The following is a 15,142-nucleotide window of genomic DNA, read 5'->3' as shown; positions in this document are numbered from 1 at the left end:
GCGTGCTCGTGGAGTGCAGCGGTGGCTCACTCGGTGGTCTGATATGCGGTTTCCACACACTTTGCGCTTGACCCTCCACCGCGGTTCCGCTCGGCGCATTCGCAGAGGCGGAGGAACTGCGCGCTCAGGCCGGAGGGCCGGGGAGCCGGGGGTGTGGCCGGCGCCTTCCGCACACGCGGTGCTCGCCCCGAAAACGAGAAAGCGGTCGGCTCTTGTCGAGCCGACCGCTTGGTCTCGGAGTGGAGCATAGGGGATTCGAACCCCTGACCTGTTGCGTGCGATGCAACCGCTCTACCAACTGAGCTAATGCCCCGTGGGCGTGCGCCGATTTTATCACTCTTTCGGACGAAAGCAAGCATAATGTGCAGATTCGTCAAAAATTCATGGCGAGACGGACGCGGCTCCGCGCGGCGGCTCGCGCTTTCTTCCCGCACTCAAGCCGCTTTGGGGATTGACATTTGCCGTATCAGTCGGTAACATCGACTTGCTCAACACGAAGGTCTTTCATGAAGAAGTTCTTTTCTCCCTTTCTGTTACTCTGCACCGCTGTCTTGCTGACGTCGTGCGGCGATGATGAAGATTCCGCCAAAGCATCCGGCGCGGAGACAAGCTCGACGGCGGGCGAGGCAGCCGCAGTCTCCGGCAGTGCCGCGCCTCAGGAGCCGACGACGCCTTCGACCACGCCTGCGACGGGCGATGCGTCTACTGCGGGCAATGAACCCGCTGCGGGCGATGCGCCCGCCGGGGCTGAGCAAGACGCCCGCTCCGACGCAGCGGGCGATTCGGACGCGTCCCGCAGCGAATCCGGCGCGGAGACACCCCATACGCCTTCGGGGGAAGCGCCGGACGGGGCTTCGGGGGCTGAGCCCGGCGAGGGGGCGTTGATCGAGTCTGCCCGAGCGGCTATGGAGGGTCAGGATGGCGCTCAACAGGCCAAAGCCGCCGCTGAGCTGCGCACGGCGGCGGACGCGGGCGATGCTGAGGCGGCTTATCTGCTGGGGCAGTTTTGTGAGAAGGGTATCGGCGTTCAGCGCGATCCGTCCGAGGCTCTGCGATACTACCGCCTCGCTGCGGACAAGGGACATGCGGGCGCTCTGCTGAATTTCGGGCTGCTCTGCAATGTGCTTGAGCCCAATGAGGCCGGCCGTCAAAAGGCTCTCGATGCGTTCCGGCGCTCGGCGGAGCTCGGCAACAGTATGGCCCGCGTCGCCATCGCTTTTCACCTGATCAGCTCTCCCGAGGGGCAGCAGGAGGCGCTTGAGCAGCTTCGGGCGGCTGCCGATGAGAAAAATGCCCAAGCGACCTGTGCTCTGGGCGTCTGCACTTTGGAAGGGCGCTGCGGCCTGAAGGCCGATCCGAGCGAGGCGTTCCGCTTGTTTGATGCCGCGGCGACGCTCGGCCATGCCGACGCTATCTGCAATGTCGCCTATTGTTATGAGCAGGGCATCGGCGTGGAGCAGAACGCGGCGCAGGCTGTGGCGCTGTACCGGGAGCTGCTCTCCCGCAAGGACGTGCCGCAGGCGATGTACAATCTGGCGCTTTGTCTGCTGGAGGGTCGCGGCTGTGAGCAGGATAAGCACGCCGGGGTTGTCTGGCTGTTCAAGGCGGCTCGGGCCAATCACGCGGAGGCGGTCTGTGAGCTGGCTCGCTGCGCGGCGGAGGGTATCGGTATGTATCAGGATCAGGACAAGGCCTACGATCTTCTTCATGCGGCGGCAGAGCTCGGCTCGGCTCGGGCGCAGTTCGCGCTCTATCTCAGCTACCGCGACGGCAAGGGGGGCGCGGAGCAGTCTCCCGAACTGGCCGAGCGCTATCTGCAGGCGGCTGCCAAAAACGGCTATCCCCAGGCGCTGCAGGAGGCGAAGCCCTGAGCGCGTTTCAACGGACACCGACCGCCGGAAAAGCCCCCGCCCGTACACGTGACAGGCGAGGGCTTGCCTCCATACGGGTATCGACCGCCTTGTGCGGCCGCACCCAAACTTGTCGCTCGCGAGTCGCTCCGAGGGGAAAAGGAGACAGCGGCGGCATTCACGCCGAGCCGAGCCTCTCGATCCTCGCCCGCATGCTAACACTGCCGGGGTATCAAGTCAAACAATTTTTTCATCTTCCGCGCGATTTTCTTTTCTCCGAGGCAGTGGGGCAAGGAGATTTCACAGCTTGGAGGTCAGCTTTCAAAGATGCGTCGGCGCCCTGTCTCTCTTGGCTCCGTCGGCGCTTTTCCTCCATAAGGGAGGGGGCCGTTTCTCGGTTCTCTTGCAGACGTCGCTGAGCGCGAGGCGGGGCGAGGGGGCGGCGTAAGGCGGGGCGAGCCGCCCTTGTCAAAAGGTATAGCGGATGCCGAGTGCCGCGCCGAGCATGCTTTTGCGGGAGCGGATGTCGGCGCTGAGGCGGGCACTGAGGGCCCATTCGGTATTGAGCGGGTGCACGAGAGCCGCGTTGAGGCGCAGGGAGGTCTTTCCTGCTCGGTCAGCCTGCAGGTGAACGGGGGAGGCGCCGCCCGAGAAGCAGCTCATGGAACCGCACTCGCTGCGGATGTCTTGAGCGATCAGGGCGTCGAGGGTGAAGTAGCCCGGTTTGTTTCTCATGCCCCAAGCTCGGGTGTAGCGCAGGCCGGCAGCCAGGGCCAAATACTCTGCGTCGTTGTCGAAGGAGACGACGGGGTTCGGTTGCGGGCTTCCTTGCTCGGTCAGCCGGCCGAGCTCGGCCATGCTCATTTCGGCGAGAGCCAGGGGAGCGAGGCGGTGGCGGCCGTCGCGGGTCAGGGGCAGGTCGTACGACGCCTCGTAAAAGAGGTTCACGACGGTGGAGTTCCGCTTTCCCCGCAGGGCGACGGGGGAGGAGCCGCTGCCGGCGGGGCCGATGATGAAGCGCTTGGTATCAAGTGCGCAAACGCCGATGCCGATGCCGGCCTTCCGGCGAAAGGCGCCCTGCCCCACGTCCGCCACGAGGTCAAAGTACCAGGAGTCGGCGCTGAGGGTCATGCCGGAGTTTTTCGCGCGGGCCGAACTCAGGGAAAGGTCGGCGCCAAGGGTGAGCGATGAGCTGAGTGCGCGAGCCGCAACGAGCATGAGTCCGCCGCTGCGGCTGTGGTAGTCCCCGTCGGCGCCGCGCCCGGCATGATGAGCGATGCTGCCGGTCAGCGTCAGGGCGACGGCGCACGGGTCAACCCAAGGCATGCGGCTGCCGTCCGTCAGGATGCTCGGCGAGATGCCGGCGCGCAGGGTGCCGATGCCGGTGCGCAGGTTTTGCATGTGCTCGCGCGATTCGTCGAGGAGGAGTTCGCTGAGCGAAGTGTAGCCGACGCAGACCGAGCCCGCCGCGGCGCTTGCGTCGCAGACCGGATTTTCACCCGTGGGAGGCACGAGCGACGCGCCGAAAGCGGCGGACCCCGCGCCGAAGTCGGCGGCCTGAGCTTGTGCGGGGCTCACGGCGGCGAGAGCCAAGCTCGCCAAGGAGCAGGCAAGGGTCAATCGGCGTTTCATGGTGAGTGGCGGTGAGGGCGGTGAAGGCTGTGTTGAGGGGAGTCCGGCGCGAGGCGCGGCCTCGGCGCGGCGCCATGCTAGCCCATCGCGGGCTCCGAGTCAAACCGTAAATCGACGTCGGTGGGCTATCGGAGCGGAAGCGGGGCTCGGGGGACTCCGCGGCTCGCCCTCTCCTTTTCGGCTCCGCCTCAGGCTTTTGAGCGGCAGAGCCGCCTTGCGTCCCGTCCGCGGGTGTCGCTAGCGGATGTCGTCCGCGGGTCTCGTTGGACGTCGGCGCGCGCTGCTGCAAAAACTCAGAGAGCCGAGTCTTGCGACTCGGCTCTCATTCGTCGGGCAAGCGGGATTCGAACCCACGACCCCTTGCACCCCATGCAAGTGCGCTACCAGACTGCGCTACTGCCCGTTCTGTGTACCTCTGGCCCCTTGAGGCCGTCGGCGGGGGAATTATACACGGCGTTTTTGTGGTTGTCAACACCTTTTTTTCGTGATACACTACTTTTGTCATGAAAAAAGTGAAAACAGCTGTTGTCGGTGCCAGTGGTTACACAGGCCAAGAGCTTCTGCGTATTCTGCTTCGCCACCGAGGCGTGGAGCTGGTTTGCGCGACGTCGCGCCAGTACGCCGGTCAGGAGCTCTGTGATGTTTTTCCCCGCTTCCGCCACGTACCCGGTGCGGATCTGAAGTTTACCGATTCGGACGTCGCGGCGATTGCGGCCACGGGCGCTGAGGCGGCCTTTCTCGCGCTGCCGCACGGCGTGGCGGCGGCCTATGCCCGCGGCTTGGTCGAGGCCGGGCTGCGCGTGATTGACCTTTCGGCCGATTTTCGTCTGAATGATCCCGCGGTGTATGAGGAGTTCTACGGCAAGGCTCATCCCGATGTGGAGCTGATGCAGGAGGCCGTCTACGGGATGCCGGAGCGCCATCGCGAGGCGATCGAGAAGGCTCGCATCGTGGGCTCTCCGGGCTGTTACCCGACGAGCATCATTCTGCCGCTGGCTCCGCTGCTGCGCGAGGGGCTTCTGCTGCCCGACGACATCGTCGTCAACAGCGGGAGCGGTGTGTCCGGCGCAGGCCGCAAAGCCGATATCGCTTACAACTTCTGCGAGTGCAATGAGAATATGCACGCTTATTCCCTGCCCCGCCACCGCCATCTCTCGGAGATTGAGCAGGAGCTCTCTCTCGAGGCGGGTGCCAAGGTGGTGATTACGTTTACGCCGCATCTGATGCCGGTCAATACCGGGATTCTGACGACGACGGTGGCCAAGCTGGCTCCCGGCGCGACGGCGGAGGCGGTCGGCGCCTGCCTGCACCGCGCCTACGACGGGGCTCCCTTCGTCCGCCTGATGGGCGAGAATAAGCCCGCCGAGACGAAGTACGTGACGCGCACGAATTTCGTGGATATCGGCTGGTCGGTCGACGCGCGCACGCATCGTCTGGTGCTGATGAGCGCGGAGGACAACGTGATCAAGGGGGCCGGCGGTCAGGGTGTGCACGCCTTCAATGTGATGTTCGGGTTCGATGAGACGGAGGGTCTCTGGCTGATCTGAGGGTCAGGTTTTCACCGAGCACGACCGGCGGCTGTTCCGCCGGTCGTCTTTCGTTTTGTCATGCCGTTTTGCCATGCAGCCGATTCTGCTGATTGTCGACGATGAGAAGTCGACGCGCGATGTCCTCAGCCAAGCGCTCGAAGATGATTATGAGGTGTACGCCGCCGCCAACGGCAAGGCGGCGCGCGCCATCATGGAGAGCGAGCCGGTGGATCTGCTGCTGACGGATCTGCGCTTGGGCGGTGAGAGCGGGATGGATCTCATCGACTTTGCCTGCGGCCTCTCCAAGCCGCCGACCTGCATCATGATGACGGCCTACGGCAGCGATGATACGGCTGCCGAGGCGCGCCGCCACGGCGCCTACTACTTCGTGACCAAGCCGCTGAACCTCGATGAGGTGGAGCTGCTGCTCAAGCGCGCGGCGCACACGCGGCAGCTCGAGGCGCAGAATCGCGAGCTGGAGACGCAGCTGCACCCCGACGGCGGGCTGGATGCGATGCTGGGCGACAGCCCGCAGATGCAGGCCATCTTCAACAGCATCCGCCGCGTGGCGCCGACGACGGCAACCGTGCTCATCGAGGGCGAGAGCGGCACGGGCAAAGAGCTGGTGGCGCGCGCCATTCACCGCCTTTCCGGCCGCCCGAGCCGCAAGTTTGTCGCGGTCAACTGCGCGGCGCTCTCGCCGCAGCTGATGGAAAGCGAGCTGTTCGGCCACGAACGCGGCGCTTTCACCGGGGCGGCTCAGCGCCGCATCGGCCGCTTCGAGGAGGCGAGCGGCGGGACGATTTTTCTCGATGAAATCGGCGAGATAGACATGCCGACGCAGGTGAAGCTGCTGCGCGTGCTCAGCGAGCGCACGATTGAGCGCGTGGGCAGCAATGTGCCCGTAGCCGTGGATGTGCGGGTGGTGGCCGCGACGAACCGCGATCTGGAGCAGATGGTGCGCGAGGGCAGCTTCCGCCTCGATCTGTATCAGCGGCTCAACGTGATTGCGATCCACATGCCGCCGCTGCGGGAGCGAACGGGAGATTTGGTTCTGATGGCCAATGCCTTCGTGCAGGAGCTCAGCGCCCAAAACAATCGGGCGCCGATGAGTCTGAGCCGCCCCGCGCTCGATCTGCTGCTGCGCTACCGCTGGCCGGGCAACGTGCGCCAGTTGCGCACGGCCATCGAGCACGGCGTGGTCATGGCCACGGGCGACAGCATCAAACCCGAAGATTTGCCCGACTACCTCAGGGCAGATGCCGACGGAGCCGGAGCCGACCCCGGCGGAGCCGGTCGCCATGACCTCCCTGCCGAGCCTGCCTCAGCCGCTCAGCCCCCCGCCTCGTCCTCCGAAAGCGCGACAAAGCCGCACTTTAGGCTTGAATTTCTCCCCGATTTGAACTTACAATGGGTGGAGCGGCAGGTCATCCTGCTCGCGCTCGAGCGCACGCGCGGCAATCGAACGGAGGCGGCGCGGCTGTTGGGCATCAACCGGCGCACGCTGCAGCGCAAGATGGCCGAAGCTCCCGATCTCTTCAGCACTTATCTCAAAGACTCATGACTCAGCATCCGGAATCATCGCGAAAGTCTTCGGTGAAAAGCAACAAGGCCTTCATCAGCATTCGCATCATTCTGGCGGTGCTGATGCTACTGCTCTGCGGCACGCGCCTCTTCATCACTTTCGACGGCCTCGGGCACGCCTCGGTCATGAATCAGGCGCAGATCGCCCGCAACCTCGCGCAGGGCAACGGCATGACGTCGCTCTGGACGAGCCCTCTCGACCTGATCAAAGCCAATAAGGTAGCCGAACAGGAGGCTCTGGCCAGCGGGGAGCCCGATGCCAAGCCCGTGGTCGATCTGGCGCACTTCCCGAACATTCACGAGGCTCCCCTCAACATCTGCTTCATGGCCGTCGCACTTCGCCTGACGGGCTATCACGATTTCTACGCCAAGCGTGCGGAGCTCGAGGCCGAGCAGCGTTTGACGCACGGCAATTATCCGGGCGACCGCGTGATTGCCGCCACCAGCACCATCTTTTTCATGCTCTCGATGGTGCTCGCCTACCTGCTCATCACGAGGCTCTTCGACGAAGCCATCGCCGCCTCGGTCGTGCCGCTGATTCTCTGCAATGAGACGATGCTGAACTACGCGGTCAGCGGGCTGCCTCAGCCGCTGATGGCCTGCTGCCTGCTCGCGGCGCTTCACTTCCTGCTCACGGCTATCAGGCTCAGGGATCAGGACAAGGATTTCAACCGTCGGCAGCCGCTGCTGAAGAAGCCGCACGTCTGGGTGATGCTCAGTTTCGTCTGCATGGGCTTCATGACGCTGGCAGGCTGGAGTGCGGCTTGGGGAGTCGTGGGGCTGGCTCTCTTCTGCTTGGCGTATTTCCGCCGAGGTGTTGTCTATGCCTTCGCCGGCCCGATCGTCGTCTTTCTGATGTGTTACTTCGTGGCCGCTGCGCAGCTCGGCCTGTACAACGGCGTCATTCAGTATTACTTCTTCTGCGCAGCAGACTGCTTGGGCGGGAGCGGCACGGCTGATGCGCTTCGAACCGGGCTCGACTCCGCCTCTCCCGTCAATGACTCCGGTTTCTTGCTGCGACTGCTCGGCTATACCTTCGGTCAATTCGGCAACACGGTTGCCGTTATGGGCGGCATCTTCGCGGCGGCCTTCTTCTTCCTCGCACTCTTCCACCGATACAACCGCAGCGAAGTGGAGGGCTTCAAGTGGGCGGCCATGCTCATGTGGAGTCTTTGCGCCCTCGGCATGGCCATGACCGCCGGAGCTGAGGCGTATGCCGAGACGCAACTGCAAGTGCTCTTTCTGCCCGTTTTCTTGGCCTACGGCATAGCGCTGGTCTACAACTTTGTTGTCAAGGCCGGCATTTCGACCAACATCAACCGCGCGCGCGGGTTCGCCTTCTTTCTGCTCTTCGCCGTATGCTGCGGACCCTTCATTTCACAGCTCCACACGGCCGTCGTCACGGCAGTCAGGTTGCAGGATCACGGTTTGGTCAAGTTCCCGCCCTACTACCCGCCCGCTCTCTACGGGCGAACCGAGCTGCGCAGCGCGAACAAATTGCGACCCGGCCTCGTCGACCTGACGCCCCCGCAGGACGTCATTGTCACCGACCAGCCTTGGGCCGTGGCATGGTATGCCCAGCGCCGCGCCGTCTGGCTGCCGAAGTCCGTGGAGACCTTCAACACCGTGTCTGACATCGTGCAAAACGCCGGGCTGAAGATCAGCGGCATTCTCATGACTCCCACCACGCAGGCTATCTCCGGCCAAGGGCTCTACGCCCTCAACGGCGAGATGGGCGAGTTCGCGCCGCTGGCTCTGGAAACGCATGTCTTATTGATTGCGCCCGAGCGCAACATCCGCCTCAGCGACCTCTTCACCCAGCCCGCCTCGAGCAAAGAAAAGACAGCCTCACCGCTGGGCGCCATTGTCTCGTCCGGCGGCAGATTCCCCCGCATGTCTCTGCTCTTCGGCACGCACTACATTCTCTACACCCCCGCCGAGTAAGCCCGTCTGTTGCCCCCCATGAGTTCACGCCCCTCAAAAAACAAATCGCTGAGTTTCGAGCAAGCCACCTCTAGGCTGGAGGAAATCGTCGCCCGCCTCGACAATCCCCAAACCGGGCTTGAGGAAACGATTGCCCTGGTGGCCGAAGGCTACGAGCTGAAGCGAAGCTGCAAGCGCATGCTCGCCGAGGCCGAGTTGAAAATCAAACAGCTTGAAACCCGACAGGAGGATGAGCCGGAGGCAAAGCCGGAAGCCGAGGCTCCCGCTGCACGCCGCGACCTTGCATCTCAAGACGACGACCATGGATTCCGCCTCTTCTAAGTCCCTGCTGGAGTCCCTACAGTCGCCGAGCGACCTCAAAAAACTCCCCGAAGACCAGCTACCCCGGCTGGCCGCCGAGATTCGCCGCTTTCTCATCGAAGTCCTCTCGGAAACAGGCGGCCACTTGGCGCCCAACCTCGGCGTCGTCGAACTGACCATCGCCCTGCATCGCATCTTCACGACGCCGAGAGACAAGATTCTCTTTGATGTCTCGCACCAGAGTTACATTCACAAATTGCTGACGGGACGCGCCGGACGCTTCCGCACGCTCCGGCAGTTCGGCGGGCTCTCGGGCTTTTCGAAGCGAGCCGAATCCGAGCACGATGCCTACGGTGCCGGCCACGCGGGCACGGCTCTCTCGGCGGGGCTCGGCATGGCTGCTGCGCGAGATCTGGCGGGCGATGACTATGACGTGGTCGCCGTGGTCGGCGACGGCTCCTTTGGCTGCGGCACGACGCTCGAGGGTCTCAACAACATCTCGACGACGACCAAAAAGTTTATCCTCATCCTCAACGACAACGAGTGGAGCATTGACAAAAACGTCGGCGCGCTCTCCCGCTACTTCAGCAAGCTGCAGGAGACGGAGACCTACGAATGGCTGCGCCGCCGCACGCGGCAGGTGATTGAGACCATCGCCGGCAAGCGCGCCCGGGAGCAGGCCTCGCGCCTCGTGCACGCGGTTCGCGGGCTCATTTCTCCGCTGAGTTTCTTCCAAGAGCTGGGGCTGACCTATTACGGGCCCATCGACGGGCACAACATCAAGCGGCTCGAGGCTGTTCTGCGCGCGGCGCGCAGCCGCAAAGAGCCGGCCATCATTCACATCATCACCGAAAAGGGGCGCGGCTACGCTCCCGCCCGGTCAGATCCCGCCAAGTTCCACGGCATCGGTCGCTACAACATCGCCAACGGCGCCACGGCTGCGGGAGGGCTGACGTATTCTCAGGCTTTCGGACAGACGCTCGCGCAGCTGGCCAAGGAGGATCCGCGCATCACGGCCATCACCGCCGCCATGCCGAGCGGCACCGGGCTGAGCATCTTCAGGGAACACTACCCCCGCCGTTTTTACGATGTCGGCATTGCCGAGGAGCACGCTCTGCTCTTCGCCTGCGGGCAAGCCTGCATGGGGCAGCGCCCCTTTGTCGCCGTCTATTCGACCTTCATGCAGCGGGCGGTCGATATGATCCAGCACGATGCTGCGCTGCAGCGCCTGCCCGTGCGGCTCTGCATGGATCGGGCCGGGCTTTCGCCCGACGACGGCCCGACGCACCACGGTCTCTTCGACATCGCCATGCTGCGCTGCATTCCCGATCTGGTGATGATGCAGCCCAAGGACGAAGCCGAGCTGGCCTGCATGCTGCGCACAATGCAGCAGACGGACGACGTGCCCAGCGCCATTCGTTACCCGCGCGGTTCGGGCGAAGGGGTGCCGATGCCCGAGCACCCGGAGGCGCTGCCCATCGGCAAGGCCGAGCTGCTGCAGCGCGGGGAGGACGGCGGCGTCTGTCTCGTCGCGCTGGGCAACATGAACAGCGTCGCCCTCGCCGTGCGTTCTCTTCTGGCGGCGAACGGCATGGCCGCGACCTGCATCAACGCGCGATTCATCAAGCCGATCGATGCCGACATGCTCTGCGCTGAGGCCGCCCGCCACCGCTTGGTCGTGACGCTCGAAGACCACGTCGTCGACGGCGGCTTCGGCTCAGCCGTACTCGAATTGCTCAGCGAGCGGGATTGCCGCACGCCCCTGCTGCGCGTCGGCTGGCCCGGCCGCTTCATCGAGCACGGCAGCCTCGAGAAACTGCGGGAAAAATACGGTCTGACGCCTCAGGCCATTGCCGAGCGCATCATCGCGAAGCTCGAGTCGCTGCGCTGAGCTCGGTGTTGCGCGCTTCATCCCATGCAGACCGACCGCGGCAGCATTGTGCACCTCAGCCCGCTGGGCGAAAACGGGCTCATTGTGACGTGGGTCACGGCCGCTTCCGGCCTGCTGAAAACTGCGGCTCGCGACGCCCGCAAGCCGGGCAGCGACATGGCCGGGCGCATCGATCTCTTTCACGAATGCGAGCTGCTCTACGCCCCCTCGACCAAGGGGGATCTGCATGCCCTGCGGCAGATCAGCCTAGTCGACCCGCGCCTCGCGCTGCGGCGCAGCTTGAACAAACTGCGCCTCGCTTCCTACATGGCCAGGCTCATGATGAGCACGCTGGAGACAGGCGACGGAGATCCGGCCTGGCACCTGCTGATGAAAGGTGCGCTCGACTACCTCTGCGAGCACGAGCCCAAGGCTGCCGTCCTGCGCCATTTCGAGAAGAGGTTGGCGCAACTGCACGGGCTCTACGTCCCAGAATCGGGGGCGCACCAAGCCCTGCTGCTGCACTTTCACCGCCTGCCGAGCGGCAGAGACGCGCTGCTGGAAGCCCTGAGCACGCACCGCTGAGCAGCCTGCCCGCTGAGCAACCGCCCATTGAGCAGCCTGCCCATTGAGCAGTCCGACCACTGAACAGCCCGCAGAGCAGCCGCCCGCTGAGCAGCTGCCCCGCTGAACAACCCGCCCACCGAGCACCGTCCTTCTCGGGCGAAGCGCAGCGGAAGCTGAAAGCGGGCTGCATGAAACACGCAACATCCGCCTCCTCCCGGGATCTGATGACGGATAGACTTTCCGACTCGCCAAGGGAGTGGTGCGCGTGTATAATGCCGGACATGGATGAGATACTCAACTCCCTCGATGAGCTTCGGACGCACCCGATGACGCACGCCGTGCTCATCGCGTTGATTTTTCTGTGCATCGGCATCGTCGTCTCCAAAATCATTGGGCGCATCCTCGACTCGATTATCAGAGCCAAAAGGATCCCGAAGCGCGTGGGGATTCTGCTGCGAAAAACGCTGGTCTTCATCGTATGGCTCATTGTGGTGACGCAAGCGCTGCACATGATGGGCATCAACCTCGTGAGCATTCTGGGCGCAGCGGGCGTGGCCGGCGTGGCCATCGGCTTTGCCTCTCAAACGGCTCTGAGCAACATCATCAGCGGTGTCTTCCTGCTCACGGAGCGCACCATCAAGGTCGGCGACTACGTGCGCGTCAATGATCAGGAGGGCACGGTGACCGAAATCAAGCTACTCTCCATCACCCTGCGCAAGGCGGACAATTCGCTGGTGCGCGTTCCCTGCGAGATGCTCATCAAGACGCCCATCGTCAACATCACCAGCAGCCCGTTGCGCCGCTGCGACCTCGACCTCGGCGTCGACTATGCCAGCGACCTGATGCAGGTGCGCCGCGTGATTCTCGATGTTTTCCGCGAGCAGCAGCTCATCGCCAACGATCCCGTGCCCGCCATTCAGTTCAGCAGCTTCGCCGACAGCTCCATCAATCTGCACATCGGCGCTTGGTGCAAGACCGAAGACTACCACGCAGCCCGCTACGCACTGGCCAACGCACTGCTCGTCGCCTTCAGGCGCGAGGGCATCAACATTCCCTTCCCCGTGCGCACCCTGCTCATGCAGGAAGCCGCGAGCCCCGCACCGAAGCCGCAGGACGAAGCGGCCAAGGGCGTCGCCTGAAATTTGAGTCGCAAACCCTGCGACTCGACGCTCTCGGCATTTCTCCGCGGCCTCCCCATCCCCGCACCGACGAGCCTGACCGAACACAACAACAACAAAGCAGACCCGCCTTGCCGGCGGGTCTGCTTTGTTTGATGGGGAAATGAATCCGAGGAGGTTCATCAGAACCCCGCCCCGGCGGGGACTCAAGCCTCGGCAGGAGCCTCAGCAGCGGGAGCCTCGGCCTCAGCAGCGGCCTCAACCGTCACCTTGGCGTTGCGGCCCAGAAGGTCGAGCACCTTGGAGGTGATGATCGAGAGGCGGATACCCGTCATGCGGTTCTCGCGCTGCAGCTTGCGGATGAAGGACTTGATATTTTTCTCACGCGCCTGCTGAGCCATGTTCGAGATAGCGTTGAGCATCTCGGCGTCGGAAGCGACGACGTGCTCGCGGCGGGCGATCTCCTGCAGGGCGAAATAGACGCGCAGATTGCGCTCCGTCTCAGCCTTGCAGCTCTCGCGCAGAGCGTCCATATCCTTGGCGGCGTTGTAATCACCGGCCTGAATGGAAGCGTAGAGCTTGCGCTGCACCGTATTTTCATTTTCGCGCTCAACGAGCTCGGCAGGCAGCGAGAAGCTGAGCTGATCGGCGAGCTTCTCGGAAATCTGATCGGCCTTGGCCTCCTCGATATTGCGCTCCTTGGCGGACTTGAGGTTCTCGCGAACGAGGTCGCGAATCTCATCCATCGACTTGCCCGGCAGAGCACCGGCAAACAGATCGGGAGAAACCTCGGGCACGCGCTTCTCGCGAACCTCCTTGACCGTGCAGGAGAAGAGCACCTCCTTGCCGGCCAGCTCGGAAATCGGGAAATCCTCCTTGAGCGTCACCGCCACATCCTTGCTCTCGCCGGCGGAAAGACCCGTGAGACCCTCAGCCAGACCGGGCAGGAACTGATCGCCGTCCAGAGACAGCCAATGGCCCTCGCGACCCTCCATGAAACCGATCGGCTTGCCGCAGAACTCGGCCGTGGGCTTGCCCTCAACCGTCGTCTTGAAATCAATAACGGCAATATCACCGGCGGCGCCGGCGCGCTCAACCACCTCGTGCGTCGCGGAAGCCTCAGCGTATTTCCGAAGCTGCTCATCGACCTCATCCTCGCTCACCTCGGAGGACGGCACCGTCACCTCCACGCCCATGTACTCAGGCAGCTCGAACTCCGGAACAATCGTCAGCGACGAGGTCAGCGTGCAAGAGCCATCCTCCTGCACAGAAAGCTCGGGAGTACCGAAGTCAAGCACCTTGAGATCAGGATTCTCATCGAGAGCCTTCTCCTGAATATCAGACTTGAGACGGTAGTCGAGCTCCTCCTTGATCATCTCAGCATAGCGCTTGGCCACAACGCTCTTGGGAGCCTTGCCGGGGCGGAAGCCGGGAATGCGGGCACTCTTCATGTAGGAGCTGATGATGTCGTTTTTGACGGCAGACACCTCATCAGCGGGAACGGCGGCATTGAGCGTTGCCTGGCAATCGCTTGTCTTATTGATGGTGATATCCATGATATGTAGGAATTAGAAGTGGTGAAAAACGCCGCGGCATTCTACAGCATTTGAGTACAAAATGCAAGCGTGGAGTGATGCATGACGTTTTTTCCCGCGCCGAGAATCGGGATACGGCGAGCCCCGAGGCCATGTGAACAGCGCCGCGAGCGCGCTGCAAAGCCCGCGGATCCCTCACAGCTGGGCCCAGACCTCGGGCGAGCAGCGCGGGCAGGCCTCGACCCAGTGTCCCGGCGAAATCTCAATGAGAGGAGGCCTCTGCACGAGCTCCTCGGCGGGCACGCCCGTTCGCTGGCAAAAGCGGCAGCCCTGCACCAGCTCCGAGAGGGCCGGCACCGTGCCCGGAATCGTCGGCAGGGCGCTCTTGGGCGGCAGATCGAGGCGCGGGGTCGCGGCCAGCAAAGCCTTCGTGTAAGCGTGGCAAGGCGCGGCAAAGAGCTCGCAAACCTCCGCCTCTTCGACGATGCGCCCGGCATACATCACCACGACGCGGTCGCAATTTTGGGCGATGACCCCCAGATCGTGCGTGATGAGCAAAACCCCGGCATGCAGCGTCTCGCGCAACTCGCGAATCAGAGATAAAATCTGCTGCTGCACCGTCACGTCGAGAGCCGTCGTCGGCTCATCGGCAATGATGAGATCGGGGCGACAGGCAAGCGCCATGGCGATGACCACGCGCTGGCGCATTCCGCCGGAAAGGGAGTGGGGATAATCGTTGATGCGCTGCTCGGGGTCGGGCATGTGCACGACATTGAGCAGGCGCAGCGTCTCCGTCCACGCCGTGGTCGCAGACATATCCGAATGCAGCATGAGCGTCTCGGCAATCTGGTCGCCGATCGTGCGAACCGGATTGAGAGCCTGCATCGGCTCCTGAAAGATGAAGCCCATCCGCCCGCCGCGCAAGTGCTGCAACTCGCGCGCATTCATCTTGAGCACATCGCGCCCGTCAAACAGCACCTCGCCCTGCAGAATGCGCCCCATGGGCTGCGGCAGAAGGCGAGCCAAGCTCAGCGCCGTCACGCTCTTGCCGCATCCGCTCTCGCCGACAATGCCCAGACACTCGCCGCGGCTCAGAGAAAAACTCACATCATCAACGGCCGTGTGCCGCTCGCCGTCCGCCTCGAACGCAATCGAGAGGCGGTGCACGTCCAGCAGGGTCTCGGGGGGTCTTTTCATGGGGTCGGAATCAGGG

At 63.6% G+C, this 15,142-nt stretch carries 11 protein-coding genes and 2 tRNA genes; 8 read left to right on the top strand and 5 right to left on the bottom strand.

All coding sequences use genetic code 11. The features are described 5' to 3' along the window. Positions 1–240 precede the first annotated feature (240 nt). Positions 241–313: transfer RNA gene (locus AC6UAL_RS04515), tRNA-Ala, on the bottom strand. Between the two features lie 193 nt (positions 314–506). Here AC6UAL_RS04515 and AC6UAL_RS04510 point away from each other — a divergent pair. Next, positions 507–1,871 carry a tetratricopeptide repeat protein gene (locus tag AC6UAL_RS04510; protein ID WP_500682176.1) on the top strand — a complete coding sequence of 455 codons (1,365 nt, stop codon included), beginning with the start codon at positions 507–509 and terminating at the stop codon, positions 1,869–1,871. Between the two features lie 447 nt (positions 1,872–2,318). On the opposite strand, the gene AC6UAL_RS04505 is transcribed toward AC6UAL_RS04510, so the two are convergent. Further along, on the bottom strand, positions 2,319–3,482 hold the full coding sequence (locus AC6UAL_RS04505; RefSeq protein WP_500682175.1) for an autotransporter domain-containing protein: 1,164 nt from the start codon (positions 3,480–3,482) through the stop codon (positions 2,319–2,321). A 329-nt stretch (positions 3,483–3,811) separates the two neighbouring features. Then, positions 3,812–3,885 (bottom strand) — tRNA-Pro (locus AC6UAL_RS04500). A gap of 100 nt (positions 3,886–3,985) precedes the next feature. On the opposite strand from AC6UAL_RS04500, the gene argC reads away from it, so the two are divergent. The 7 genes from argC to AC6UAL_RS04465 all read left to right on the top strand — a co-directional run bounded on the left by argC (position 3,986) and on the right by AC6UAL_RS04465 (position 12,415). Beyond that, complete coding sequence (argC, locus tag AC6UAL_RS04495) at positions 3,986–5,029, top strand: N-acetyl-gamma-glutamyl-phosphate reductase (RefSeq protein ID WP_500682174.1); 1,044 nt, start codon at positions 3,986–3,988, stop codon at positions 5,027–5,029. A gap of 73 nt (positions 5,030–5,102) precedes the next feature. Continuing rightward, entirely contained in the window at positions 5,103–6,575 is a 1,473-nt protein-coding gene (locus AC6UAL_RS04490) for a sigma-54-dependent transcriptional regulator (RefSeq protein ID WP_500682173.1), read from the top strand. A gap of 32 nt (positions 6,576–6,607) precedes the next feature. Further along, entirely contained in the window at positions 6,608–8,539 is a 1,932-nt protein-coding gene (locus AC6UAL_RS04485; RefSeq protein WP_500682172.1) for a hypothetical protein, read from the top strand. An 18-nt stretch (positions 8,540–8,557) separates the two neighbouring features. After that, positions 8,558–8,860, top strand: coding sequence for an exodeoxyribonuclease VII small subunit (gene xseB / locus AC6UAL_RS04480; protein WP_500682171.1), 303 nt, complete (start codon positions 8,558–8,560; stop codon positions 8,858–8,860). After that, entirely contained in the window at positions 8,841–10,730 is a 1,890-nt protein-coding gene (gene dxs / locus AC6UAL_RS04475) for a 1-deoxy-D-xylulose-5-phosphate synthase (RefSeq protein WP_500682170.1), read from the top strand. Before xseB ends, dxs begins: the two co-directional genes overlap by 20 nt. Before the next feature lie 24 nt (positions 10,731–10,754). Continuing rightward, on the top strand, positions 10,755–11,294 hold the full coding sequence (recO, locus tag AC6UAL_RS04470) for a DNA repair protein RecO (protein ID WP_500682169.1): 540 nt from the start codon (positions 10,755–10,757) through the stop codon (positions 11,292–11,294). Between the two features lie 263 nt (positions 11,295–11,557). Then, positions 11,558–12,415: a mechanosensitive ion channel family protein gene (locus AC6UAL_RS04465; RefSeq protein WP_500682168.1), complete on the top strand. Its 858-nt coding sequence runs from the start codon at positions 11,558–11,560 to the stop codon at positions 12,413–12,415. Between the two features lie 185 nt (positions 12,416–12,600). Here the strand turns inward: AC6UAL_RS04465 and tig are convergent, their stop codons facing one another. Together tig and AC6UAL_RS04455 are read right to left on the bottom strand one after the other, a co-directional pair. Next, positions 12,601–13,950 (bottom strand): trigger factor, encoded by a 1,350-nt coding sequence (gene tig, locus AC6UAL_RS04460; protein WP_500682167.1) that lies wholly within the window; start codon positions 13,948–13,950, stop codon positions 12,601–12,603. 174 nt (positions 13,951–14,124) lie between these two features. Beyond that, positions 14,125–15,126 carry an ABC transporter ATP-binding protein gene (locus AC6UAL_RS04455; protein WP_500682166.1) on the bottom strand — a complete coding sequence of 334 codons (1,002 nt, stop codon included), beginning with the start codon at positions 15,124–15,126 and terminating at the stop codon, positions 14,125–14,127. Between the last annotated feature and the right edge of the window lie 16 nt (positions 15,127–15,142).

Source organism: Candidatus Parakkermansia intestinigallinarum (assembly GCF_944389695.1).
Lineage (GTDB): Bacteria > Verrucomicrobiota > Verrucomicrobiia > Verrucomicrobiales > Akkermansiaceae > Akkermansia > Akkermansia intestinigallinarum.
The sequence above is the reverse complement of the archived record's forward strand: the minus strand, read 5'-3'. Positions and strand labels throughout refer to the sequence as shown.